Below are 21590 nucleotides of genomic sequence, written 5' to 3' on the forward strand. Positions count from 1 at the left end.
GGATCGGGGGCTTGGATGGGGGTCTGGGCGTTCACGGGTTCGACTTTCACGCGGAGAGGCGTCGTAATTACGACCGGCGCGCGTTTTGGATGAAGGCCGCGATCCGGTCGGCGTCCTTAACACCCGGCGCGCTTTCCACGCCAGAGGACACGTCCACCATCGGCGCGCCTGTGATCCTCAGCGCCTCGGCCACATTGTCCGGGTTCAGCCCGCCCGCCAGGAACCACGGATGGCGAAACGCCCGGTCCGCCAGCAGGGTCCAGTCGAAACTGTGCCCCACCCCGCCGGGCAGCACAGACCCCTCCGGCGGCTTGGCGTCGAACATCAGATGATCGGCGTGATAGTCCCATTCGGCGGCGGCGGCGAAGTCGTCCCCATGCCGGATCGGCAGGGCCTTGATCACCCCCGCCCCCGTCAGCGCCCGCACCCGTTCCGCCCGCGCCGGGGTCTCGGCCCCATGCAGTTGAATGAAGTCGGGCCTCAACACCCGCGCGATCTCGTCCAACAGCGCGTCGTCGGGATCGACCGTCACCGCCACGATCTTCGCCCGCCCCCGCGCCCGCTCGAACAGGCCGGCCGCCGCCTCGGGCGCGATGTGTCGGGGGCTCTTGGGAAACACCACCGCCCCCACGAAGTCCGCCCCGCCGTCGAGCGCGGCGTCCAGAGTGTCCGCCGTCGTAAGGCCGCAGATCTTGATGGCCGTCATGGCACGATCACAGTCATGCCGATGTCGCGACCTACCGCGGCCATATCCTCATCCAGTGTCGCCACGACGCAGCCGTGTCTGGCGGCGACGGCCAAATGCACGGCGTCGGGCGCCCGCAATCTTGTGTCCGCCCTGAGCATGGCGCGCGACTCTACGATGTCGCCATCGACCACCGACAGCACGATCCGGCCCGTCAACCATTGGTCAAGCACGCGTTCGAACGACCTCCGCTCCTTGTCGAGCAAATGGCGCATTCGCGCCTTGACCGCCAAGGCCGAGGAAAACTCGGCCAGCGCCCAACTGCTCAGGACGAAATCGTCAATGTCGGCAATCCAGGTCGATGTCCGCTGCGTGTGCTTGTCGGTATGGAACAGAGACACCAGAACGCTGGTGTCGAGATAAACAGTCAAATCTCTTCGTCCCGCATGCGCCGGATCAGCGTGACGGAGTCGATGGGCGACTTGGACTTGATCCGCACCCTCTCAACCCACGCCATATCGATCGGCCCCGACGTCGGCTTTGTCTCCTGCGTCGGTTCAAGCCGCGCGATCGGCACGCCACGCCGCGTGATGGTCACGGCCTCTCCCGCCAGCATGCGATCCAGCAGCTTGGGCAGGTTGTTCTTGGCTTCGGCGACGGAATAGCTGGACATGGCCATCAAGATAGCCATCTGCCGCCAAATGTCCAATCAGGCCCCGGTCGGTTCCTCGAAGATCGACCCGATCTCGTCCTGGCTCAGCAGTCGCCACTGCCCCGGCGCCAGATCGGCCGGCAGGGCCAGCCCGCCCATACGCTCGCGGTGCAGGGTCTCGACGTGGTTTCCGGCGGCGGCGAACATGCGCCGCACCTGGTGATAGCGCCCCTCCGTCACCGTCAGCAGGGCCTCGGTCGGCGTCACGACCTCCAGCACCGCCGGCGCCAGCGGCTTGTCCTCGCCCTCCAGCACCAGCTCGCCTGAGGCGAACAACGCGCCTTCCGTCCCGACCAGCGGCCGCGCCAGCCCGGCGCGATAGACCTTGGCCACATGGCGCTTGGGCGAGATCACCCGGTGCAGCAGGTCGCCGTCGTCGGTCAGCAGCAGCAGGCCCGTCGTCTGTTTGTCCAGCCGCCCGATGGTCGAAATGGCCGGATCGCGCGCCCGCCACCGCCCCGGCAGGATGTCATAGACCAGCGCCCCCTCTTCCTTGTGCGAACAGGTCATGCCCAGCGGCTTGTTCAGCATGATCACCAGCCCCTGCACGGGGTCCAGCGGTTCGCCGTCGATCTCCATCCGGGTCGGCAGGTCGCGCGTCACCGGAATGCGTTTGGACACATCCGTCAGGTCCGCCCCGTCCAGCACGATCCCGCCCGCCTTGGCCATCCGCGCCATCTCGGCCCGCGAGCCATAGCCCATCGAGCCCAGCAGACGATCGACCCTCGACGTCGGAGTTTTCACTTCACCGCCTCGAACAGCTTGTATCCACCCGCTTCCGCCACCAGCCGCACCCGCTTGAACGCCGCGTTCAGTTCCGCCTCATAGGGCAGGTGTCGGTTGGCGACGACCCAGGCGACGCCGCCCTTCTTCATCAGCTCCGCCGCCTTGCGAATGAAGGCCTGGCCCAGCCGCCGGTCCTCGGCGCCACCGTCGTGGAAGGGCGGATTGCTGACCACGAAATCCTTGTCGCCCTTGGCCTCCAGGGTGCGGGCGTCCGACCACCAGACCTTGGCGCGCTCGTCCGTCACGTTCTCGCGCGCGGCGCGGATGGCGCGGCGATCCAGATCGACCAGCTTCAGCCTGGTCACCGCAGGCGACCGCAAAACGACCGTCGCCAGCGCTCCGTAACCACAGCCCAGATCGACCCCCTCGCCCTTCATCGGCGGCAGGTGTTCGGCCAGCAGAGCCGAGCCCGCATCGATCCGGTCCCAGGCGAAAATCCCCGGTTGAGACCAGGCCTCCAGCCCTGGCACGAACTGCGGCCCGCCCGCGGCGATGGCGGCGTCGATGGCCGTATCCAGCCCCTGCGCCGTCTCGGGCTTGAAGACGATGCAGCGCCGGTGGTGGGCCTTGGCCGTCTCGGCGACCTCGACGCCGAACGCCTTCAGCTCCTTGCCCAGGCGCGACCCACCCTTGTCCTTGGGCGCCATCACGTCCAGCCGTCCGCCGACTTTCAGCGCCCTCAGCGCCAAGGCCAGGACATAGCGCCGCTCCAGCACGCCGGGCGGGGCGTAGATCATGATCGTATCGGCCGAGCCGGCGTGCTGCGCCTCCAGCGCGGCGGACTCCGGGATCAGGGGCGAGGTCTGGGTCGCATCACCCGGCGGATCGAAAACGACAGGCGGACGGCCATAGAGAAGCGTGGTCATGCCCCGCCCTTAGAGGGTGAAGGCGTCGGGGACCAGCCTCAGAACCCCGCCTGCAGCAGCACCAGTCCCACGACCCCGACCCCGATCCGCCACCAGGCGAAGACGCCGAAGCCGCGCTTGGACACGAAATCCAGCAGGAACCGCACCACCGCCAGGGCCGAGATGAAGGCCACGACGAAGCCTACGGCGATCAGGCCCACGTCGCTGAAATCCAGCGTCTTGTGGTTCTTCAACAGGTCATAGGCCACTGCCGCCCCCATGGTGGGCAGGGCCAGGAAGAAGCTGAACTCGGCCGCCGACCGCTTGTCGGTCTTCAGCAGCAGCCCCCCGGCGATGGTGGCGCCGGATCGCGACACGCCGGGGATCATCGCCAGGCACTGGAACAGGCCGATCAGGAAATAGATCCGCATCGGATAGGCCTCGGCGTCCAGCCATTTGGGCCGCTTGTCCATCCGGTCCAGCGCCAGCAGGATCACCCCCCCGACGATCAGAGCCACGCACACCACCTGCGGCGTCTCGAACAGCACCGTCTTGATGTATTCATAGGCGAAATAGCCGACCACGGCTGCGGGCGCGAAGGCGACCAGCAGGCCGATCAGGAACCGCCGCGCCTCCGGGTCGAAAGGCCAGCGCGTCGCCAGGCTCCACAGCTTTTTGAAATAGATGCTGACGATGGCCAGCAGCGCTCCCAGCTGGATCACGATCTCGAACGTCTTGCCCGCGCTCTCGAAGCCCATGAAATGACCCAGCAGCAGCATATGGCCCGTGGACGAGACCGGAATGAACTCGGTCAGCCCCTCGACCAGACCCAGGATGATGGCCGCCAGCCAGTCCGACATGAAAACCCCGAAACAGGTCCGGGATCACGACGCGCCCGGTTCGCCTCACCCTTAGACCAACCATCCCCGATTAGGCGAGGGGATGGCGAGCGGTTGGCTTTCCGCCATGATTGCGCGAGAAGAGGCCGCATATGACGACGCCCGCCCCCGCACCTGCGCCTCTGGAAGACGCCCACCTGGCCACCCGCCGCATCACCCGCCTGTCGGTCGGGGTCGCGGTGGTGCTGATCGCCATGAAGGCCTTTGCGCTCGGCGCCTCCGGCTCGGTCTCCATCCTGGCGACCCTGGCGGATTCGGTGCTGGATCTGGCGGCGTCCCTGACCACCTTCTTCGCCGTGCGCTGGGCCGCCGCCCCGCCGGACGAAGACCACCGCTATGGCCACGGCAAGGGCGAGGCCCTGTCCGCCCTTGTCCAGGCCGGGCTGGTGTTCGCCTCCGCAATCTTCATCGGCTGGGAGGGGGTGCAGCGCATCTTCGACCCCCGCCCCGTCACCGCCGGCTTCTGGGCGACCGGGATCATGGTTGTCGCCATCGCCATCACCGCCTGGCTGGTGTGGATGCAGACCCAGACGCTGAAGAAGACCGGCTCTCTCGCCGTCGCCGGCGACCGCGCCCACTACGCCGCCGACCTGGCCGCAAACGTCGTGGTCCTGATCGGGGTGATCTCGGGCGCCTTCCTGGGCGCGCCGGGGCTGGACGCCGCGGCCGGCATCGTCGTCGCCGTCTGGCTGTTCTGGGGCGCGACCGGCATGTTGAAGGTCGCCGCCGATCACCTGCTGGACCGCGCCGTGCCCGAGGCCGACCGCGTCGCCATCACCCAGGCCGTCCTGGCCGATCCTCAAGTCTTCGGCGTGCATCAGCTGCGCACCCGCATGGCCGGCCAGGTGATGATGATCCAGATGCATGTCGATCTGGACGCCCACCAGACCCTTGACGCCGCCCACGCCATCGTCGTCGCGGCCGAAAACCGGGTGCTGAGCCAGTATCCCGCCGCCGACATCCTGATCCACGCCGACCCGCGCGGCCGTGCCCGTCCGCAGGTGGAAACGCCCGTCATCCCTGCGGCGGCGCCGGCCGAAACCAAAGCCGTCGAGACCCCTACCGGCCCCGCGCCAAAGGGCCCGTGGTCCTGACCTTGCGTCCAATTTCAATGCAGTAAACGCGCATTAACGGGTCGGGGCGCATCAACCCCTGATGGCCGACCCCTGCGTTCTCTTCCACTTCGCCTTCCAGCCCGCCTCGCGCGCCGCGCGCCTGGCCCTGGGCGAGGCGCGGATCGAATGGACCGACACGCCGGTTCGTCCGTGGGAGGACGATTGCCCGGTCAACGACTTCAATCCGTCGGGCCTGCCGCCGGTGATCCAGACGATGGATCGCGGCCGTCCTCTGGTCCTGTGCGAACTGCCCGCCGTCCTGGGCTGGATCGAGGATCAGCAGAAGGGGCCGCTGCTGCTGCCCGCCGACCTCGGCGAACGGGCCGAGGCGCGCCGCCTGACCGGCTGGTTCGAGCGCCGCTTCACCGACGACGTGGACTCCGTCCTGCTGCACGAGCGGATGGAGAAACCCCTGCTCAAGCTCGGCCCACCCGAGGCGCGCGCCCTGCGCGAGGGTCGCGACGCCCTGAAAGCCCACCTCGCCATGATGGAGGATCTGGTCGCCGCCCGCGACTGGCTGGCCGGCCGCCGCCTCAGCCAGGCCGACCTCATCGCCGCCGCCCACCTGTCGGTCCTCGACTATTTCGGCGAGATTCAGTGGAAGACCTGGCCCGGGCTGAAGACCTGGTACTCCAAGCTCAAATCCCGCCCCTGCTTCCGCCCCCTGCTGGCGGACCGCTTCGTCGGCGTGCCTCCGTCGGCCTGGTATGCGGATCTGGATTTCTGAGGCGAAGGAAAAACACCTTTCGTCATTCCGGGCGCAGCGTAGCGGAGACCCGGAACCCAGCGGAGGGAATGCCTCCAGTTCCTGCAAAAGGCGCTTTAAGATGACCTATTGGCGATTCAGATAGGCTTTGGCTTCATCAGATAGATCGACGCGGACAGCGGATGGTCGATCAAAGGTTTCATTGACCGAGCGCGTCCAGGCGTTGACTGCGGCCTTGTCGGTCTTTTCCATCTTATCGAAAGCATCGCTCATCTCGATCAGCAGGCTGAGCGCAGCGCTCGCCTTGCCTGTCGGACTCCCGTCCAGCCCCAGTTCCCCGCCTGCCTGTGCGGCCTCAATGCGATTGGCCAGCTTGAGACGCGCCTCCATTGTCGCTTGCCAGTCTTCTGGTGTTTCGCCTTTTCGGGCTGCGAAAGCGACCTTATCGTCTTCGGAAAGCGATTTGAAGAAATCAAGTTGAAGGGTGAATGTATCAGAGCTTTTATGCGGCACATCTACGAGCGCAGCTATCTGCGAGTTAATATTCATACTCAACTCGCTGCCGCGTTTGTAGAAGCTAGATGACCCCAAGGAGTTTTTGTATTCTTGAGTGGCTTTGCTGCTTGAGCTCATATCTATTCGTTTCGAATAGAATTCATTCATAATCTCAGCCTTTCGTCTAGCACTAACAGCGCCAGAGTCGTCGTGTAGCTCGTCTACGACTGCCTTGATACTCGGGTCCACAGCACCCTTGCTGGCTGCAGCCGTGGACACAGTCGTCATGCTAGAGATCAAGGTCATCGGCACCCTCGCCACAGAATTACGCCCGATTCTGAGTTGGGCGGATTAAAACTCAAGATTGCCTACTGATTATTAAGAGGAGATGACCTCCGGCCATTTGTTCTCTCGCCGCAAAGGGCGACATTGGCTCGGTTTACGCGTGAAACATCTTTCGTCATTCCGGGCGAAAGGCCTCTTGGTCCGCCTCCCCGGAATGACGAAAGTGAAGAGCGTCTCGCCCCGACGTCATCCGATTTCGTGCTATCCCCCGCCCCGTGTCCGACCGCCTGAAAACCTTCATCCGCCAGCGCGCGGCCGAGCTGGGCTTCGATGTCTGCCGGTTCGCCTCGGCGGCGGACGCCTGGCCGGCGGGCGAGCGGCTGCGGCATTTCGTGGACGAGGGTCGGCATGGCGACATGGAGTGGATGAAAACGACGCTGGATCGCCGCCAGCACCCCACCGCCATGTGGGACGAGGCGCGGACGGCCATCGTCCTGGGCATGAACTACGGCCCCGAGGAGAATCCGCTGGAGCAACTGGCCGACCGCTCGGCCGGATACATCTCGGTCTATGCGCGCGGCGACGACTATCATGAGGTCATCAAGGGTCGGCTGAAACAGCTGGCGGGCCAGATCGCGGCCCGCAACGGCGCCGACATCAAGGTCTTCGTCGACACCGCCCCCCTGATGGAGAAACCCCTGGCCCAGCGCGCCGGCCTGGGCTGGCAGGGCAAACACACCAATCTGCTCAGCCGCACCCACGGCAACTGGCTGTTTTTAGGAACGATCCTGACCGCCGCCGAGATCGAACCTGACGCGGCCGAGACCGAACACTGCGGCCGCTGCACCGCCTGTCTCGACGCCTGTCCGACCAAGGCCTTTCCCGCCCCGTTCCAGCTCGACGCCCGGCGCTGCCTGTCCTACCTGACCATCGAATTCGCCGCCCCCTGGCCGGTCGAGTTCCGCACCCTGACCGGATCGCGCATCTATGGCTGCGACGACTGTCTGGCGGTCTGTCCGTGGAACAAGTTCGCCCAGGAAGCGCGCGAGATCCGCCTGCTGCCGCGCGAGGCCTTCGAAAGCCCCCGGCTGCACGACCTGCTGACGCTTGACGACGCCGCCTTCCGCGCCCTGTTCACCAAGAGCCCGGTCAAGCGGATCGGTCGCGACCGCTTCCTGCGGAACGTCCTCTACGCCGTCGGCAACTCGGGCGACGCAAGCCTGATTCCCCCGACGAAAGCCCTGCTGGCCGATCCCTCGCCCCTGGTGCGCGGCGCCGCCGTCTGGGCCCTGTCGCGACTGACATCCCCCGGCGAATTCGCGACCCTGGCCGGCGCGACGGACGAGATCGATCCGCAGGTATTGGTGGAATGGCGGCAGCTCGAAACGACCTAGCCAGCGTATTTGCCGCGCCAAACATAAGCAATTTCAATGCTTTGAAGCGGACCAGCGACCGCTACCTTATCGCCCATACGCGCTGGGTTATGATGCCGCCTTGGTCTTTGACATCCGCCCAACGACAGGACTGCAAGCCGCTCGCAAAAATCTGCACCAAAGTGCACTCAAAAAATTCGCAGTGCACTTTTCATCTCCTCCCCGCTTCACTGGGAGGGGGGCGCGTAGCGGTGGAGGGGCTCTTGAAGTCCCACAGACGCTGGTGATGCGGTTCAGAACCCCTCCGTCACGACGCGAAGACGCGCCGCGCCACCTCCCCGCTTCGCAGGGAGGAGACGGCAGCCATCACCCCATCGCCGTCGCCGCACCCGATCCGCCGCCCGGCACCTTGGCCACGTCCAGCAGTTTCAGCCGGAAGATCAGCACCGAATTCGCCGGGATCTTGGGGCTGCTCCGCTCGCCATAGCCCAGCTCGGGCGGCACATAGAGCAGCCATTCGTCGCCGACGCGCATCTTCTGCAGCGCCTCGGTCCAGCCCTTGACCACTTCCTCGGGCGTGAACACCGCCGGCGCCCCGCGCGCGAACGAGCTGTCGAACACGCTGTTGTCGACCAGCTTACCCTCGTAATCGACCTTGACCAGGTCGTTGCGGTCCGGGCTGACGCCGCTCGCCGGCCCCGCCTGCACCACCTTGTATTGCAGGCCGCTGGGCAGGGTCACGACGCCCTCGGCCTTGGCGTTCTCGGCCATGAAGGCGACCGCCTCGACCTTGCCCGCGTTCGGATCGACCGGCTCGGCCTGGCCGCAGCCCGCCAGCAAGAAGGCCGCGACGATTGCCGCCTTACCCCATCCGAAGTTCATAGCCGCGTTCCTTCAAGGCCTCGCCGATCTCGTCGGCGTGGGCGCTATCGCGCGTTTCGACCATGATGTCGAACTCGGCGCCCTTGGCCGGCACGTCCAGCGCCAGGCGGTTGTGGACCACGTCGATGATGTTGCCGCCCAGGCCGCCGATCACCGCCGCCATGGCCGAAAGCATGCCCGGCCGGTCGTCGCCCAGGATGCGGTAAACCAGCAACCTCCGTTCACGGACCATCTCGCGGTTCAGCACCACGGCCAGCATCCGCGCGTCGATGTTTCCGCCGCACAGCTCCAGCCCGACCTTCATCCCCTTGAACCGCTCGGGATAGGCCAGCAGGGCCGCCAGGCCGCCGGCGCCCGCGCCCTCGGACACCGTCTTCTCATAGGTGACGTAATGGGCCACGGCCCGTTCGAAGTCCGCCTCCTCGCAGACGAAGACCTCGTCCACCAGCGGGTCGGCCAGGGCGAAGGGGATGTCGCCCACCGCCTTGATGGCGATGCCCTCAGCGATGGTCTGGCCGGTACAGACCGGCGGCAGACCGGCCCGGCGCGCAGTGAAGGACGGATAGCGCGCGGCCTCGACCCCGAACACCTTGATGTCCGGCTTCATCGCCTTGGCCGCAATGGCGCAGCCGGCGATCAGCCCGCCGCCGCCGATGGGGATGATCAGGGCCTCGACGTCCGGCGCATCTTCCAGGAATTCGATGGCGCAGACCCCCTGGCCCGCCACGATGCCCGCGTCGTCGAAGGCCGAGACGAAGACATAGCCCTTCTCGACCTCCAGCCGCTGGGCCGCCTCGGTCGAGCCGGTGAAGTCCAGGCCTTCGATCACCACCCTGGCCCCGTGCGACCGGGTGCCGTTGATCTTGGCGAAGGGCGTCCCCTCGGGCATCACGATGGTCACCGGCACCCCCAGCCGTCCGCCGTGATAGGCCAGGGCCTGGGCGTGGTTACCGGCGCTGGCCGCCACCACCCCGCGCCTGCGCTCGTCCGGCGTCAGCATCAGCAGCCGGTTCAGGGCGCCCCGCTCCTTGAAGCTGCCGGTGAATTGCAGGTTGTCGAACTTGACCCAGACCTCGGCCCCGGTCAGCTGCGACAGCTTGCGGGAATAGCGGGTCGGGGTGTGGTCGACCTGGCCTGCGATACGGGCGCGGGCGGCTTGGATGTCGGCGAAGGTGACGGTCATGCGGGCGTTTCCGAGCTGTCGCGCCTCGACGAATGGACGCGTTGTCGGGCCTGTGTCGCGCGTTGCTGAGCCTGGGTCCAGAGGCAGGCATCTTGACCGTGGAAGTCGAGCGCCGGGTCGTGCGATAGTGGGCTTGGTCGTCCCCCGCGACCGTGACGATCACCGGAGGAAGCCCCCATGTCGATCCGCCCCTTCGCCGCGCCCGGCCTCGCCCTGGCCCTCGCCGCCGCAGCCCTTTCGGCCTGCGCCCCCACGACCGGAGGCGGCCTGCCCTATGCTGGGCCTGCGGCCTTCAACGAAGGCGACTTCGGCTGGTCCCAGATGCCCGGCCGCAACAGTATCCAGGGTCAGGTCGCCTTCGCCCAGGATGGCAAGACCTTCTCCTGCGTCGGCTCGGCCGGCCTGACGCCGGACACCCCCTATACCCGCGCCCGGTTCCGCACCCTGTACGGCTCGACACAGCGGGCGGCCGTGCCCGCCGCCGTGGTCCGCGCCCGCACCGTGCCGGACGCCAACGCCGACTACAGGGGCTATGTCCGCTCCGAGCGCTGCGAGAACGGCCGCTTCCGCTTCGACGGCCTGCCCGACGGCGGTTGGTTCCTGATCGTGCCGGTGACCTCGGGCGATGCGCCCTTGGTGCTGATGCAGTCGGTGCAGACGCGCGGCGGCCGGGTCGTCACCGTCACCCTGTGACCCGATAGAGCCATGTCACGAAGATGCGACCCCGGTAACGCGGATCGCCATCTTCTGACCACGAGCGCCCCGGACTGATCGCCGCTTCTGTGCGAGAGTTCGGGGAGCGCTTTTCATGTCCCAACACAACATCATAGGGTCCGAGGCCTTTACGCGAGGGCCGTCGGTCATCATCCGCAAATACAAGGCGGGCGGGATGCGGCGACGCCGGTCCAAGACCATCGCGACCTTCATCGCCGGCGCGGGCGCCATGCTGGTGGTCGGCCTAATCACCGCCGCCGCCGTCTATGGACCGACCATGGCCGGCGGCTGACGCCTGGCCGGCCGTTCAGGCCAGCCAGACCATCATGCGGGTGTCCGCCTCGGCCCGACGCGCCTTGCTCCACGCCCGGCGCGTCTCGCCGGTGTAGAGGAAGCCCGCCTTCTCCAGCACGCGACCGGACGCCGGGTTGTCGGCGAAATGGCCGGCGACCAGCGCCCGACGCTTCCACTTGCGGCTGGCCCAGACCAAGGCGGCGTCCAGCGCCTCGGTGGCGAAGCCCCGACCCCAGTATTCGCGCCCGATCCAGTAGCCTGTCTCGGGCACGCGATCCTCGCCCTCGAACAGGCCGATCACGCCGATCGGCCCCACGTCCTCGTGATCGATGACGAAGGTGTTGGCCCGTCGCGGATCCTGAGACGCCACCTGCAGCACGAAATCGTCGGCATGGCCGATGTGGAACGGGTGGGGCATGCGCTTGGTCATGCGCGCGATGTCCAGGTCGTTGGCCAGGGCCGCGATGCGCGGCGCGTCCTGGGGCGCGGGCGCACGCAACACCAGGCGCCGGGTCTCGACGACGGGAGAGGTTTCGATGACGCACATGGGCGTTGCCTCGGATCTTCAACCGTCTCCTTGAAGGGCTCGGACGGTCTTCGAGGCGGGGAAACGCAAACGGGGAGCCTGGTGATCCAGACTCCCCCGCGGAATATAATCCCTGGTCCGGATCGGCTGCTTTCAGAAGCAACGCCGATCCAGGAAGGTCCAGATCGCGTTACTCGGCGGCCATTGCCACTTGGGCGTCGTCATTGGCCGCGAGGATCGACACGTAACAACGGCCGCCCGCTTTCTTGGTGAATTTCACCGCGCCGTGCGTCAGGGCGAACAGGGTGTGGTCGCGGCCCATGCCGATGTTCTCACCCGGGTGGAAGGTGGTGCCGCGTTGGCGCACGATGATGTTGCCGGCCAGCACGCGCTCGCCGCCATACTTCTTCACGCCAAGGCGCTTCGACTCGGAGTCGCGACCGTTACGCGACGAACCACCGGATTTCTTGTGAGCCATCTTGCCGCTCCGTCTTTCTTGAGTGTCCTACCGGCCTTTCGGCCTACTGAGGACGTCACTCTGAACTGTCTGGCGCCGTGAGGCGCCGGTGAATGTCTTAGGCTTCGTCGCCGGCGGCTTCAGCCTTGGGCGCGGCCTTTTTCTTGGCCGGGGCCTTCTTGCCAGAGTCTTGGGCGGGAGCCGAGCTCTCGACCACGACGCCCTTGACCTCGGCGCCGTCAACGTCGGTCACGACCGTCGAGGTCGAACCCAGCGAAGACGAAGCGTCGCGCGTGGCCAGGTTGCGAGCCCGCAGGTTGATCTCGGCCTTGGTGGTCAGATCGACCGTGCCGTCCCACGTGGCGGTCTCGCCGGCGCCGTCGATGCCGGTGATGCGCAGGACCGATTCCATCTGGCGGTGGCCGTTGGTGCGGCGATAGCCCTGGCGACGGGTCTTCTTGAAGATCTTGATCTTCTCACCCTTGCGGGTCTCGACCAGGGTCGCACCGACGAAGGCGCCGTCGATCAGGGGAGCGCCCAGGGTCACGCCCTTGTCGCCGCCCAGCATCAGGACGCTGTCGAACTTCAGCTCCGAGCCGGCATCGCCGTCGAGCTTTTCGACGACGATGGTGTCGCCCGGTTGGACCCGGTACTGCTTGCCGCCGGTCTTGATCACCGCGTACATGTTGAAGCCTCAGCGCAAACGCAAAAAAAGATACGCCGTCCGAGGGCACCCCGGGCGGCGAAGAGCGGCGACATATACGGAAGGGTGTCTGAGAGTCAACGCCGAACCCGGCGGAAATTCAGCCCCGGACGGATTATCCCCCGTCGTCGCGGCCTCTGACGCCTCAGTCCCCGGACTCAATCCAGGGCGCAGATGTCGGGCAGGCCGCGCAGGGTTCCAGCGTGGTCCAGGCCATAGCCGACCAGGAAGCGGTTCGGCGCCTCCCAGCCGACGAAGTCCGGTTCCGGCGCACGGGGCGCGGGCCAGGGCTTCCTGGCGAAGACGCAGGTCAGGACCTCGGACGCGCCGGCCTCTTTGGCGATGCGGACCGCCTCGGCCAGCGACAGGCCGGTGTCGAACACGTCGTCCAGTATAAGGACGCGACGCCCGGCTATCGGGCGCTGGAACGGGGCATAGACGTCGATGCGGCCCCGGCTGGTCTGTTCGTCGCCGTAAGAGGCCAGCCACAGAGCGTCGAAGCGGACGTTACGGCCGACACGCGACAGGGCGCGGGTCAGGTCGGCGGCGAACCACAGGCCGCCGGTCAGCAGCACGGCGGCGACGGTCTCGTCGTCGATCACCGGGGCGATACGCTGGGCCAGGTCGGCGACTATGCGCGCCACCTCGGTCTCGGAGAGGAGAACGGTCGGCGTCGGGGAGGGATCAGCCATGATGCGAGGGCGATACCGCCTCACCATGCCCCTTGTCCACCGCCCCCACGGGTCGCGCGTCGATCGGCGCCGCAGTGTTCGGCGCATCGGCGCCAGGCGCGGTCGCCGAGCGCAGGCCGTGGGCGGCCGCAGCATCCGCTGCAGCAGGCGCATGGTCGGCAGCCGGCTGAGAGCCATGCGCTGCAAGCGCCTCAGCCTTCTTGTCATCGTCATGCCCGGCGGCCGGCTTGGCCGGGGCAGGTTTCGCCGGGGCGAAATCGACGCCTATGCCCGCGCCGTGTCCGCCCGGATCGGGGATCAGGGCGGCGAAACCCTGAACCTTGCCCGGCAAGACCGGCGCGGCGTCGATCTGAACGATCTTGAAGCCCACCTCGGCGCCGTTGGCGTCCACCAGGGCGACGCGGACGGGCGGCGACACGATCTCGACGTCGCGCACATTGCGAATGGCGCCGGACACCACGACCATGCCGGGATGGCCGGGCGCCGCCTTGGCGGTCAGGGCCTCGAAGTCCAGCCCGACCGGGTTCACCGTGGCGCCAAAGAATTTGTAGGCCGAGGCCGCCTTGGGGAAGGCCTGGACGATCTCGACCCGGAACAGGAAGGCCGCCACGATCAGGCCGATGAAGACGCTGGCCAGGCCCGCCCAGACGACGCCGTGGGCGGCGGCGCGACGCAGCTTCTTCTGGCGGTCGGCGCGAGCGCGGAAGGCGCGGGGCAGCTCGGGCGCCGGCGTCTCGGCCAGACTGGCGGTCGGCGCAGGCTCCGGTTCTGGAGCGGCGGGGGCGACCACAGGCTCGGGCGTCAGGGTCAGTTCCAGCGGCTCGTCGGGCGTCGCGCGCCACACTTCGCCGCACGACTGGCACCGGACCTTGCGGCCCTCTGGACCGACCGCGTCGTCACGAATGAAATAGCTGGTGGCGCAGGCCGGGCAGGTCAGTATCATGTGGCTGACTGCGAGGCTGTCGCCCCCTCCCGTAAGGCGCGACGCCGCGCCCTGTTCCTGAAACACATACCATGCCGCCCTCGCCCGCCGAACCCGCTCCCGTGACTGAGACCGTTCGCCTGTCGGGCGTCGGTTTCGGCTATGCGGGTGCGCCCGACGTGCTTCGGGACATTAACCTCATTCTGCCGCGTGGCTCTTTCCACTTCCTTACCGGGCCGTCAGGAGCCGGAAAGTCTTCGCTGCTGCGTCTGCTGACGCTGGCGGACCGGCCCAGGACGGGAACCCTCCGCCTGTTCGGATCGGATGTCACCCATATCGACCGGCGCGACATCCCCGCCTTTCGACGGCGCATGGGGGTGGTGTTCCAGGATTTCCGCCTGCTGGACCACCTGTCCGCCTTCGACAATGTCGCCCTGCCTTTGCGCTTGGCCGGCGGGTCGGAGGCCGACTACGCCGCCGATGTGCAGGAGATGTTGAAATGGGTCGGCCTGGGTCGCAGGATGGATGCGCGGCCTCCCGCCCTGTCCGGCGGCGAGAAACAGCGGCTGGCCATCGCCCGCGCCGTCATCACCCGGCCCGGCCTGATCGTGGCGGACGAACCGACGGGCAGCGTGGACGCCGTCATGGCCGACAAGCTGCTGCGGCTGTTCCAGTCGCTGAACAAGCTGGGGGCTACCGTCCTGATCGCCAGCCACGACGAGGCCCTGGCCCAGAGGTCGGGCGCACGCGTCCTGCGGCTGGATGCCGGGCGTCTGAGCGAACCGTCGCGGGTCGCCGCATGATCCGCCAACCCCGAATAAGATTGGCCGATTTCAGCCTGTCCAGCCGCCGGCCCGGCCTGCTGCCGCCCGCCGCGGCCGGTGAGCCGTGGCTGATGACCGTCATCGCGGTCCTGTGTTTCCTGGCGTGTTTAGCCGCCGTCGCCGCATCGGCCGCCGACCGCGCCGCCCACGGCTGGGCCCGGCAACTGGGCGCCGAGGCCACGGTGCAGGTGCGCCCCAGCGTCGGCGAGACCGGCGACACCGCCGCCGCCCGCGCGGCCGAGACCCTGTCGGGCGTCGATGGGGTGGAAGAAGCCGCCGCCCTGAGCCGCAAGGCGGCCGAGGACCTGTTGCGCCCCTGGCTGGGCGACGCCGTCCTGCCCGACCTGCCCGTGCCGCATCTGGTGACGGTGCGGCTGAACGCCCAGGCGCCCGCCAGCGCCGTGACGCTGAGCCGCGCCTTGGCCGAGGCCGGGCTGGATGCGACGGTGGACGACCACAGTCTGTGGCGCGGCGAGGTCGAGCGGTCCGCCGCCCTGATCACGGCCCTGGCCGGCGCCGCCTTCCTGGCCATCGCCTTCGCCGCCGCCGCCGCCATCGCCTACGCCACCCGCGCGGGTCTGGCGGCCGGGCAAGGCGTGATCGAGACCCTGAGCCTGAACGGCGCAACCGACGGGGCCATCGCCTGGCTGTTTCAGCGGCGATTCGGCCTGATGGCGGCGGGCGCGGGCGCGATCGGGGCCGGGCTGGCGGCGATCCTGCTGGCCTTTCTCAGGTTCCTGGGCGGATCGGACGGGCTGTCGGCGGCGTTGCCGATCACCTGGAGCGACCTTGCGCTGCTCTCGCCATGCCCGCTGCTCGCGGCTACGGTTGCGGTTCTCGCGGCGAGATTCGCCGCCATGCGGGTGCTGGCGTCAGGCAGGCCGACAGAACGGGGAGGCGCATGAGACTGTTGAGCGTCATCGCCATTGCGGCCCTGATCTGGCTGGTCGGCCTGTTCGCCTTTGCGCATCGGGTGCGCGAGCTGACGCCCGCCGACGATCCCGCCCGCGCCGACGCCATCGTCGCCCTGACCGGTCCGTCGTCCGAACGGGTCAACACCGCCATCCGGCTGCTGGAACAGGGCAAGGGCGAGCGGGTGCTGATCTCGGGCGTCAACCGCGAGGTCCGCCGCCAGGAGCTGCGTGAGCTGACCCCCGGCTCCAGCCGTCTGTTCAACTGCTGCGTCGATCTGGGCTTCGAGGCCGAGGACACCGTCGGCAACGCCCAGGAGATCGCCGCCTGGACCCGCGCCAAGGGCTATCGCAGCCTGATCGTGGTCACCTCCGACTATCATATGCCGCGTTCGCTGGTCGAAATCCGGGGCCAGTTGCCGGGCGTGAAACTGACGCCCTACGCCATCTCCACCCCGTCGCTGGACAATGCGCGCTGGTGGCGGGCGGCGGTGACGGCGCGGCGCATGACGCTGGAATATATGAAATATCTTGCCGTTCTGGGCCGCGAGGGCGTGCGTCGCATCACCCGCGACCGACCCGCCGCCGTGACGACCCCCACCGACACGTCTCCTGACGAAAAGGCCCCTGCCTAAGTGAACACCCTACGTTCCCTGCTCTTCACCGCCTGGCTCTATCTGTCGATGCCGGTCGTCGCCGTCGGCCTGTCGCCTGCCTTGCTGCTGTCTCACCGCTATGCCCAGGGGGTGTGCCGGCTGTGGGCCAAGATCGTCCTGTTCGGCCTGCGCTGGATCGCCGGGATCAAGGTCGAGGTGCGCGGGCTGGAACACGCGCCGTCGGGCGCCGCCCTGATCGCGTCGAAACACCAGGGGATGCTGGACATCGTGGCCCTGCTGGCCGTGCTGCCCGACGCCTGTTTCGTGATGAAGAAGGAGCTGATGCCCCTGCCCTTCTTCGGCTGGTTCGCCTGGAAGGCCAAGATGATCGCCGTGGACCGCGCCGGTCACGCCAAGGCCCTGAAGGACATGACCCGCCAGGCGCGCGAGCGCCTGTCCGAAGGCCGCCAGATCGTCATCTTCCCCGAGGGCACGCGCAACGATCCGGGCGTTCCCGGCGACTACAAGCCCGGCGTCGCCGCCATCTATCGCGATCTGGAGGGCTCTTGCTGGCCGGTCGCCACCAACTCCGGCGTCCACTGGCCCGCCCACGGCTGGCGGCGCTATCCGGGCGTGGTCGTGTTCGAATTCCTGGAGCCGATCCCGGCCCAGTTGAAGCGGGGCGCCATGATGGCGTTGCTGGAAAGTCGCATCGAGACGGCTTCGTTGGCGCTGCTGGAGCCAAAGGCATAGCTTAGGCGTATTGGCACTTCCGATTTCGTCCTTTTAGGAAACCTCCCCGTATGTTCCTGCGTTCCTTCGCCCTGACGACCGCCGCTGCCTGCGCCTTTGCCGGCTCCGCCCTCGCCCAGTCGCAACCCTATGAGCAGATCCGTCCCGCGCCCCAGGGCTGGACCGTCGATCTGGGCGCGGGCGTCCTCTATCGCAACGACAGCAACGGCGACACGGGCTCGAAGACGACCGTCGCTCCGTGGGTCTCGGCCAACTATCGCGATCTGGTCTATCTCAGCCCTATGGACGGTCTGGGCTGGAACGCGATCAAGACCGACGACTTCCGCGCCGGCCTGCAACTGCGCCCGCGCTTCTCGGCCGACGACATCGAAGGCCTGACGCTGGACCGCCCCGACTTCGGCGCCGATGTCGCCGCCTATGCCTACAAACGCCTGCCCGGCAACATCGTGGTCGGCGGCCGGGTCAGCCGCGACGTGACGGGCGTCAGCGAGGGCACCGAATACTACGCCTCTGTCGGCCATCAGCGCGTGACGCCGGTCGGCCTGCTGAACGCCTCGGTCTATGTGCGCGGCGGCGATTCCAAACTGGCCGATGCCTATTATGGCGTCAGCACCGCCGAGGCGACGGCGAACGGCATCAGCGCCTATTCCCCCGGCGGCGGCCTGCAAGGCGCGGGCGCCAGCCTGTTCCTGCTGGTTCCGATCGGCGACAAATGGGGCGCCGGCGCTCTGGTCAACTACGAACGCCGTTTGGGCGACGTCGCCGACAGCCCCCTGTCCCAGGAAGACGACACGATCCGCACGGGCGTCTTCGTCGCCCGCCGCTTCGGCGGCTGACGACAGAACGGCGGCCGTGGATGCGGCCGCCGTCCCTTGCTTCGATCAGGTCGCCGCGAACTCGCTCAGCGCGTCGATCACGGCGCGGTTCTGGTCTTCGGTGCCGATGGTGATGCGCAGGGCCTGGGGCAGGCCGTAACCGCCGACCGGGCGCACGATGATGCCCTTGGTGTTTAGATACTCGTTGGCGGCGGCGGCGCGTTCGGCGCCTTCGAACATCACCAGCACGAAGTTGCCGGCGCTGGGCAGCACCTCCAGGCCGAAGCCACGCAGGGCCTGGGTCAGGCGCGGCTTCCAGTTCGACACCAGGTCGCGCGACGCCGTCTGGTGCGCCTCGTCGAACAGGGCGGCGGTCGCGGCGTCGACGCCCGGCACCGAGACGTTGAACGGCAGGCGGATGCGGTCGATGGCCTCGGCGACCTTCACCGGCGCATAGCCGAAGCCGATGCGCAAACCACCCAGGCCGTGGATCTTGGAGAAGGTGCGGGTGACGACGATGTTCTGTGCGTCGCGGGCCAGCGGGAAGGCGGTCTCCCAGTCGGCCTCGGTCACATATTCCGCATAGGCCTCGTCCACGACCAGAATGATGTGGGGCGCCAGCGCGGCGTGCAGGCGGCGGATTTCCTCGCCCGTGTTGTAGCTGCCGGTCGGATTCGACGGGTTGGAGACATAGACGATCTTGGTCCGGTCATCGACCTGGGCCAGCAGCGCATCGACCTCGGCCTTGAAGTTCGGCTCGGGCGCCAGCTTGACCTGGGCCTCGCAGCCCAAGGCGCTGATCCGATAGGCCAGGAAACCGTACTGGCCGCAGACGATGTTGTCGCCGGCCGTCAGATAGGTCTGGTTCAGCAGGGCGAAGACCTCGTCAGAACCGTTGCCGAAGATCAGGCGTTCGGGCTCCAGGCCGTGGATCTCGGCCGCCGCGTCGCGCAGCTTGGTCGCGCGGCCGTCGGGATAGACGTGGATGTTCTTGATCGCGGCCTCATAGGCGGCCCGCGCCTTCTCGCCCGCGCCCAACATGTTCTCGTTCGAGGACAGTTTCAGCGGCTCGGCGACGCCGGCGATGGACGACTTGCCGCCGACATAGGGGGCGATGTCGAGGATGCCGGGCTTGGGGGCGGGCGCGTCGGTCATGGGAAACCTTGAACTAATAGATGGGGGCGGCGCCGATGACGCCGTTCAGGCGGCCGGGCGCGGTCTTCAGCCGCCCGTCCTCGGCCTGCACATAGCCCGTCAGCATGAACAGCTTCAAGCCGCCCGCCGCCGCCAGCGGATCGGCGACCAAGCCGGCCTCGCCCAGGGCCTCGACGATCTTGCCCTCGGACCAGCCGCTGTCGGTGACCCAGAAGCTGCGGTCGTCGCCGGTCGGTCCGGACATGTCCGTGGACACCACGAAGGCCTGGGGTCGGCCGCGCCGGTCGTCCGGCAGGGCCGCGACGATCTTCAGCTCGGGCCGGGCCAGCAGCCGCCCCCACCACGGCCGGTCGGGCGTCAGGTCGATCACGGCGCGCGACCCGGCCTCGACCGCCTTCAACGCGTCGTCGGCCGACATGGGGCGCGATCCCAGACCATAGCGGTCGGTCGCCAGAGCCTGAGCCACGCCGCCGCAGACGACGACGGCCGCGCCGGTCGCGACCTCCAGTCGGCCCCACACCGCCTTCACCGCCGCCGCCTCGGAAGGCGAGGCCCCGTCCAGCAGTCCACGCAGGGCGATGGCTGAAGCGTCGGCCCGATCGCGCGGCCCCGCCGCCACGCGCGCCTTCACGGCCTCGATCAAGGCGCGGTCCAGCGCCAGCAGGGCCTCGTTCGTTTCGGGTTCGTCCAGCAGGGCCATCAGAACAGCTTGGGCGCCGGGGCCAGGGGGAAGGGCCCGAGCCAGGTGCGGCCGTCGCGGAACACCAGCGTCAGAGGCAGTTGCTCCTGACCCGTCGCCTCGGCGGCGCCAGCCGCAGCGGCGGCCCCGGCCGCGCCGATCCGGTTGACCGGCCCCTGTCGCGTCGCCATCAGGCCGGCCAGCGCGGGCAGAGGTTTCTGCGCCTGCAGCTCGACCTGTCCTGTCAGGCGGCCATTGGCGTCGGCCCTCAGCACGGCGCTGGTCAGGGTGGCGCGGCTGTCGCCGGCCTGCAGATCGCCGCGCACGTCACGGAAGGCGCCGCCCGCCTTCGTCCAGGCCGAGAAGACGCCGGCCGCGTCGCCGCCGCGCTTCAGCAGGCTGGCCTGGCCGATGACGGCCTCGATCTGGGTCGTCAGCCGACCGTCCTGGGCGAAGCCTTCGACGGGGCCGTCCGCCCGCCCCTGGCCGTCCACCAGGCGGAACATGACATCGATGTCGTCGGTCGGCGTGGTCGAACCTTCCAGATGCGGCCGGGCGTAGAATTCGATCCGCGCGGCGCGGGCGATGGGAAAGGGTTCAGCGCCGGTCTGGGTCGTGAAGACCGGATTGACCATCTCCAGCGCCAGATTGGGCCAGCGCTGGTCGATGCCGCTGGCGCTCATGCGGATGGCGTCGCCCTTGACCGCGACCTCGCCCTTGCCGGCGCGGGTCAGCATCAGCCCCTGCGGCGCCACCACCACCCATTTGGTCGGCTGATAGGCGTTGGCCTCGGCGTTCAGTTCGGCCGCATTGATCGCATGCCCCGACGGCGTCTCGACCACCAGCTGGGTCAGGCCGACACGGGCGCGGAAGGGCCAGCCGGAGATCGTCTTGCCCGCGAACCGCACATCCCATCCGTCCTGACGCAGAGTCTGGACCTGAGCCTCCAGCCGCGTGTCGATCTGGCGCGTCAGAAAGACCCACCAGCCGGTCCAGGCCGCCAAGGCGATCAGCACGAGGATAAAGGGCGCATAGAGGCCCTTGCGGCTGGGTCGCTTGGTCGTGGCTTCGGTCATGCCGGAGCCTATAGCGCGCCGCTCCATGGCGTTCTAGGCGGTCAAGTCAGCCAGCACCGCATCCGCGACGCTGCGCGCATCCTCCGGCGCGATGCCAAGCAACAGCCCGCGCTGGCCTGCATTGATCAGCACCTGATCGAACAGAATGGCCGTCTCGTCCATCGCGGTCGGCACGGCCTTCTTCTGGCCGAAGGGGCTGACCCCGCCGACCTTGTAGCCGGTCAGCCGTTCGGCGTCGGCGGGCTTCATCATCTGGGCCGACTTGCCCCCCAGCACCGCCGCCAGCTTCTTCATGCTGACCTCGCAGTCGGAGGGCACGATGACGCACGCGGGCGCGCCATCGACCAGAACCATCAGCGTCTTGAACACCTGTTCCGGCGCAATCCCCAAAGCTTCGGCCGCCTGCAATCCCACGCGCGGCGCATCGGGATCGTAATCGTAGGGATACAGATCGAAGGCGACCCCGGCCTTGGTCAGGGCGACGGTCGCGGGCGTGGTCTTGGACAT

The 21590-nt window shown here is 67.9% G+C and carries 28 protein-coding genes; 10 read left to right on the forward strand and 18 right to left on the reverse strand.

Annotated features, from left to right (window positions below; translation table 11 throughout):
- Positions 1-67 precede the first annotated feature (67 nt).
- Genes AC3ISA_RS04655 through AC3ISA_RS04680 form a run of 6 tightly spaced genes read right to left on the reverse strand, consistent with a single transcriptional unit; the run spans position 68 to position 3888 of the window.
- Positions 68-706, reverse strand: a complete 639-nt coding sequence (locus AC3ISA_RS04655; protein WP_489179545.1) for a phosphoribosylanthranilate isomerase — start codon at positions 704-706, stop codon at positions 68-70.
- Positions 703-1116: a type II toxin-antitoxin system VapC family toxin gene (locus AC3ISA_RS04660; protein ID WP_489179546.1), complete on the reverse strand. Its 414-nt coding sequence runs from the start codon at positions 1114-1116 to the stop codon at positions 703-705. The genes AC3ISA_RS04655 and AC3ISA_RS04660 overlap by 4 nt, the downstream gene beginning before the upstream one ends.
- Positions 1113-1376: a type II toxin-antitoxin system Phd/YefM family antitoxin gene (locus AC3ISA_RS04665; RefSeq protein WP_489179547.1), complete on the reverse strand. Its 264-nt coding sequence runs from the start codon at positions 1374-1376 to the stop codon at positions 1113-1115. Before AC3ISA_RS04665 ends, AC3ISA_RS04660 begins: the two co-directional genes overlap by 4 nt.
- An 18-nt stretch (positions 1377-1394) precedes the next feature.
- Positions 1395-2099, reverse strand: a complete 705-nt coding sequence (locus AC3ISA_RS04670; protein ID WP_489180074.1) for a pseudouridine synthase — start codon at positions 2097-2099, stop codon at positions 1395-1397.
- Positions 2100-2137: 38 nt separating this feature from the next.
- Positions 2138-3049: a class I SAM-dependent methyltransferase gene (locus AC3ISA_RS04675; RefSeq protein WP_489179548.1), complete on the reverse strand. Its 912-nt coding sequence runs from the start codon at positions 3047-3049 to the stop codon at positions 2138-2140.
- A gap of 38 nt (positions 3050-3087) precedes the next feature.
- Positions 3088-3888 (reverse strand): undecaprenyl-diphosphate phosphatase, encoded by an 801-nt coding sequence (locus AC3ISA_RS04680; RefSeq protein WP_489179549.1) that lies wholly within the window; start codon positions 3886-3888, stop codon positions 3088-3090.
- A 131-nt stretch (positions 3889-4019) separates the two neighbouring features.
- On the opposite strand from AC3ISA_RS04680, the gene AC3ISA_RS04685 reads away from it, so the two are divergent.
- Together AC3ISA_RS04685 and fzlA are read left to right on the forward strand one after the other, a co-directional pair.
- Entirely contained in the window at positions 4020-5021 is a 1002-nt protein-coding gene (locus AC3ISA_RS04685) for a cation diffusion facilitator family transporter (RefSeq protein ID WP_489179550.1), read from the forward strand.
- Between the two features lie 61 nt (positions 5022-5082).
- A complete protein-coding gene (gene fzlA, locus AC3ISA_RS04690) occupies positions 5083-5769 on the forward strand; it encodes an FtsZ-binding protein FzlA (RefSeq protein WP_489179551.1) in 687 nt (228 codons plus the stop codon).
- A 105-nt stretch (positions 5770-5874) separates the two neighbouring features.
- On the opposite strand, the gene AC3ISA_RS04695 is transcribed toward fzlA, so the two are convergent.
- Positions 5875-6411 carry a hypothetical protein gene (locus AC3ISA_RS04695; RefSeq protein WP_489179552.1) on the reverse strand — a complete coding sequence of 179 codons (537 nt, stop codon included), beginning with the start codon at positions 6409-6411 and terminating at the stop codon, positions 5875-5877.
- Positions 6412-6803: 392 nt separating this feature from the next.
- Between AC3ISA_RS04695 and queG the strand changes: the two genes are divergently transcribed.
- The gene (gene queG, locus AC3ISA_RS04700; protein ID WP_489179553.1) at positions 6804-7922 is read left to right on the forward strand and encodes a tRNA epoxyqueuosine(34) reductase QueG; all 1119 of its coding nucleotides are present in this window, start codon (positions 6804-6806) and stop codon (positions 7920-7922) included.
- A gap of 345 nt (positions 7923-8267) precedes the next feature.
- On the opposite strand, the gene bamJ is transcribed toward queG, so the two are convergent.
- Together bamJ and AC3ISA_RS04710 are read right to left on the reverse strand one after the other, a co-directional pair.
- Entirely contained in the window at positions 8268-8783 is a 516-nt protein-coding gene (bamJ, locus tag AC3ISA_RS04705; protein ID WP_489179554.1) for a BamJ family beta-barrel-assembly machinery protein, read from the reverse strand.
- The gene (locus AC3ISA_RS04710; protein WP_489179555.1) at positions 8764-9966 is read right to left on the reverse strand and encodes a threonine ammonia-lyase; all 1203 of its coding nucleotides are present in this window, start codon (positions 9964-9966) and stop codon (positions 8764-8766) included. Before AC3ISA_RS04710 ends, bamJ begins: the two co-directional genes overlap by 20 nt.
- 177 nt (positions 9967-10143) lie before the next feature.
- Between AC3ISA_RS04710 and AC3ISA_RS04715 the strand changes: the two genes are divergently transcribed.
- A complete protein-coding gene (locus AC3ISA_RS04715; RefSeq protein WP_489179556.1) occupies positions 10144-10659 on the forward strand; it encodes a hypothetical protein in 516 nt (171 codons plus the stop codon).
- Between the two features lie 115 nt (positions 10660-10774).
- Positions 10775-10972, forward strand: coding sequence for a hypothetical protein (locus AC3ISA_RS04720; RefSeq protein ID WP_372692371.1), 198 nt, complete (start codon positions 10775-10777; stop codon positions 10970-10972).
- A gap of 15 nt (positions 10973-10987) precedes the next feature.
- On the opposite strand, the gene AC3ISA_RS04725 is transcribed toward AC3ISA_RS04720, so the two are convergent.
- The 5 genes from AC3ISA_RS04725 to AC3ISA_RS04745 form a co-directional block, all read right to left on the reverse strand.
- On the reverse strand, positions 10988-11521 hold the full coding sequence (locus AC3ISA_RS04725; RefSeq protein WP_489179557.1) for a GNAT family N-acetyltransferase: 534 nt from the start codon (positions 11519-11521) through the stop codon (positions 10988-10990).
- A gap of 169 nt (positions 11522-11690) precedes the next feature.
- Positions 11691-11978 (reverse strand): 50S ribosomal protein L27, encoded by a 288-nt coding sequence (rpmA, locus tag AC3ISA_RS04730; protein WP_159848772.1) that lies wholly within the window; start codon positions 11976-11978, stop codon positions 11691-11693.
- Between the two features lie 97 nt (positions 11979-12075).
- The gene (gene rplU / locus AC3ISA_RS04735; RefSeq protein WP_372692369.1) at positions 12076-12642 is read right to left on the reverse strand and encodes a 50S ribosomal protein L21; all 567 of its coding nucleotides are present in this window, start codon (positions 12640-12642) and stop codon (positions 12076-12078) included.
- A gap of 176 nt (positions 12643-12818) precedes the next feature.
- Complete coding sequence (locus AC3ISA_RS04740) at positions 12819-13352, reverse strand: phosphoribosyltransferase (protein WP_489179558.1); 534 nt, start codon at positions 13350-13352, stop codon at positions 12819-12821.
- Positions 13345-14295 carry an MJ0042-type zinc finger domain-containing protein gene (locus AC3ISA_RS04745; RefSeq protein ID WP_489179559.1) on the reverse strand — a complete coding sequence of 317 codons (951 nt, stop codon included), beginning with the start codon at positions 14293-14295 and terminating at the stop codon, positions 13345-13347. The genes AC3ISA_RS04740 and AC3ISA_RS04745 overlap by 8 nt, the downstream gene beginning before the upstream one ends.
- Positions 14296-14366: 71 nt before the next feature.
- On the opposite strand from AC3ISA_RS04745, the gene AC3ISA_RS04750 reads away from it, so the two are divergent.
- From AC3ISA_RS04750 to AC3ISA_RS04770, 5 genes are read left to right on the forward strand one after another with little or no spacing between them, the layout of a single operon-like run.
- Complete coding sequence (locus AC3ISA_RS04750) at positions 14367-15077, forward strand: cell division ATP-binding protein FtsE (protein WP_372692366.1); 711 nt, start codon at positions 14367-14369, stop codon at positions 15075-15077.
- A complete protein-coding gene (locus AC3ISA_RS04755) occupies positions 15074-16003 on the forward strand; it encodes a cell division protein FtsX (protein ID WP_489179560.1) in 930 nt (309 codons plus the stop codon). The genes AC3ISA_RS04750 and AC3ISA_RS04755 overlap by 4 nt, the downstream gene beginning before the upstream one ends.
- Positions 16000-16644: a YdcF family protein gene (locus AC3ISA_RS04760; protein ID WP_372692364.1), complete on the forward strand. Its 645-nt coding sequence runs from the start codon at positions 16000-16002 to the stop codon at positions 16642-16644. Before AC3ISA_RS04755 ends, AC3ISA_RS04760 begins: the two co-directional genes overlap by 4 nt.
- A complete protein-coding gene (locus AC3ISA_RS04765; RefSeq protein ID WP_489179561.1) occupies positions 16645-17358 on the forward strand; it encodes a lysophospholipid acyltransferase family protein in 714 nt (237 codons plus the stop codon).
- Between the two features lie 50 nt (positions 17359-17408).
- On the forward strand, positions 17409-18194 hold the full coding sequence (locus AC3ISA_RS04770) for a MipA/OmpV family protein (RefSeq protein ID WP_489179562.1): 786 nt from the start codon (positions 17409-17411) through the stop codon (positions 18192-18194).
- Positions 18195-18239: 45 nt separating this feature from the next.
- Here the strand turns inward: AC3ISA_RS04770 and hisC are convergent, their stop codons facing one another.
- Genes hisC through ybaK form a run of 4 tightly spaced genes read right to left on the reverse strand, consistent with a single transcriptional unit; the run spans position 18240 to position 21590 of the window.
- Positions 18240-19328 carry a histidinol-phosphate transaminase gene (gene hisC, locus AC3ISA_RS04775; RefSeq protein WP_489179563.1) on the reverse strand — a complete coding sequence of 363 codons (1089 nt, stop codon included), beginning with the start codon at positions 19326-19328 and terminating at the stop codon, positions 18240-18242.
- A gap of 13 nt (positions 19329-19341) precedes the next feature.
- Complete coding sequence (locus AC3ISA_RS04780; RefSeq protein WP_489179564.1) at positions 19342-20028, reverse strand: hypothetical protein; 687 nt, start codon at positions 20026-20028, stop codon at positions 19342-19344.
- A complete protein-coding gene (locus AC3ISA_RS04785; RefSeq protein WP_489179565.1) occupies positions 20028-21083 on the reverse strand; it encodes a DUF2125 domain-containing protein in 1056 nt (351 codons plus the stop codon). The genes AC3ISA_RS04780 and AC3ISA_RS04785 overlap by 1 nt, the downstream gene beginning before the upstream one ends.
- Before the next feature lie 33 nt (positions 21084-21116).
- Entirely contained in the window at positions 21117-21590 is a 474-nt protein-coding gene (ybaK, locus tag AC3ISA_RS04790) for a Cys-tRNA(Pro) deacylase (protein WP_489179566.1), read from the reverse strand.

It is taken from the genome of Brevundimonas sp. KH_058, from assembly GCF_057838505.1.